General features: G+C 57.2%; 2 protein-coding genes. Both read right to left on the minus strand.

The window, feature by feature from the left end; all coding sequences use genetic code 11:
- Positions 1-223: 223 nt before the first annotated feature.
- Positions 224-856 carry a hypothetical protein gene (locus GSQ83_RS02240; RefSeq protein WP_158801087.1) on the minus strand — a complete coding sequence of 211 codons (633 nt, stop codon included), beginning with the start codon at positions 854-856 and terminating at the stop codon, positions 224-226.
- A 52-nt stretch (positions 857-908) separates the two neighbouring features.
- Positions 909-1487, minus strand: a complete 579-nt coding sequence (locus GSQ83_RS02245; protein ID WP_158801088.1) for a hypothetical protein — start codon at positions 1485-1487, stop codon at positions 909-911.
- Between the last annotated feature and the right edge of the window lie 115 nt (positions 1488-1602).

Raw genomic sequence — 1602 nt, forward strand, 5'->3', positions numbered from 1 at the left:
CTGATTTTCAGCTTTTCGGCAGCCGGGGGTTTACTGCACCGTGCAGAGAATACTGAAATCATTAGCCTTTTTGGCATAGCGTGTCACGGTGACGCGCTATCGTATGTAGGAAGAACTATCGGATTTTCCGACAGTTCCGTTGGCACCCCGCGCCACCATGGCGCGCCGTCTCGATATCGGGGATGCGGTAGCCGTAAACCAGCCGACCACGTATGCGGCGACGTTACCGAGCATGCGGTGCCCGCACTACTTTGTGCAGGAAGGCCTTGCGGGCATCCTCTAGATCTCCGACGCTGTAACCGTAGCATCGCTGACCATTGAAATAGCGTCGAGAGCGCTTGAGACCCATCCGCGTTAAGAACTTGCCGATTTCTCCCAGTGATGCGCGCTCGTCCCGATGATTAAGGTGATAGCTGCCATGGAATACGCTGGTGGGAAGCCAATCGTAATGGCGCCACACATATCCGGTCGTCAGTCCTCCGCACCACCACAACTCCATTGCGGTGGGCGTGGGGTACCATTCCGTATCACGGCGGCGCCACCCATTGGTACAGTCCGTGAACATCTCCCGCGCATCGGCTAGCACACGCCAAGCGGAATACAGATACCACCCCGCGTCATCTGCTTTATCTAGCTTGCGCGATGCCGCCCGCGCGGCTTTCGCGGTGGCGTGGGATACGGCGGTTAAGTCAGTCGCGGACAGACCTAGCTTGCCAATGATGGCCATTGCCGCATCTCTCGGCAGTGGCGCATCACGGTCGTTGCTCGGCTTGGGCACGCGGTAGCGAGGCGTAATGTTGGACGACTCACGGGCGGTCTTGGCAGTGGAACGGAGAGGCAGAATTGTAGCGGTCATTGAAAGGCTTCTAGATATAAATTGATAGGATGAAATTGAATGTTGATAAGGATTAGGCCGCGTTCGCGCGGTCCTTCGCGACGGTGAAGTCGTACACGTTGTCGGCGGGCGCGGGCGGTGTTTCCGTCTCATCGTTCGCGTTATCAGGTTCGCCGTTCGCGGTAGTCGGTTCGTCTTCGTCCAGCACGGGCCAGTCGTAGGTCAGGCCTGTGACCTCTTCACAGATGGTGCGTGCATCTTCTAGAGATGACCATGCGTAACCGGGCGGCCTTGTTCCCTCACCTTCTATCGGCAGGGGGTGGCTATTGCTGTCACGTTCGGAAGCGGGCATGCGCTTGGATTTCCCACCCATCTTCACGATAAATCTGCCGAACGTTTCACGCGCTAACTTATCTCGCTCATCACGGTCTTTGGCAAAGCTTAGATAGTCATTGAAGAGCGTAGAAGTAGCCACCCAACCCTGCCACGCTTCGCCACAACCCGCCGTAACATAGCCGCGTGAAAGGACGTCTACCCACCAAAGTTCATGGGTCTTCTGGGATAGCTTCCGCTGCTCCTGTAGGCCTTCTGTGTTGGGGACATTCCGAACCTCGAAACCCGTCAAGTCATAAGCGAGGAGGTCAGCCAACATCGCCGCGTGGCCACCGGCAGCTAGGGTCAGGACTCATTCTTTGAGATAGAAGGTGACACTGGCTGCGATGCAGATGGCGGAGAAGAAGGTGTGTGCGCAGCGGTCGTAGCGGGTG

It is taken from the genome of Acidisoma sp. L85 (assembly GCF_009765865.1).
GTDB lineage: Bacteria > Pseudomonadota > Alphaproteobacteria > Acetobacterales > Acetobacteraceae > Acidisoma.

Coding starts and splice junctions, on each gene's coding strand:
- GSQ83_RS02240 (WP_158801087.1), bottom strand. CDS start 856: ATGACCGCTACAATTCTGCCTCTCCGTTCCACTGCCAAGACCGCCCGT.
- GSQ83_RS02245 (WP_158801088.1), bottom strand. CDS start 1,487: ATGTTGGCTGACCTCCTCGCTTATGACTTGACGGGTTTCGAGGTTCGG.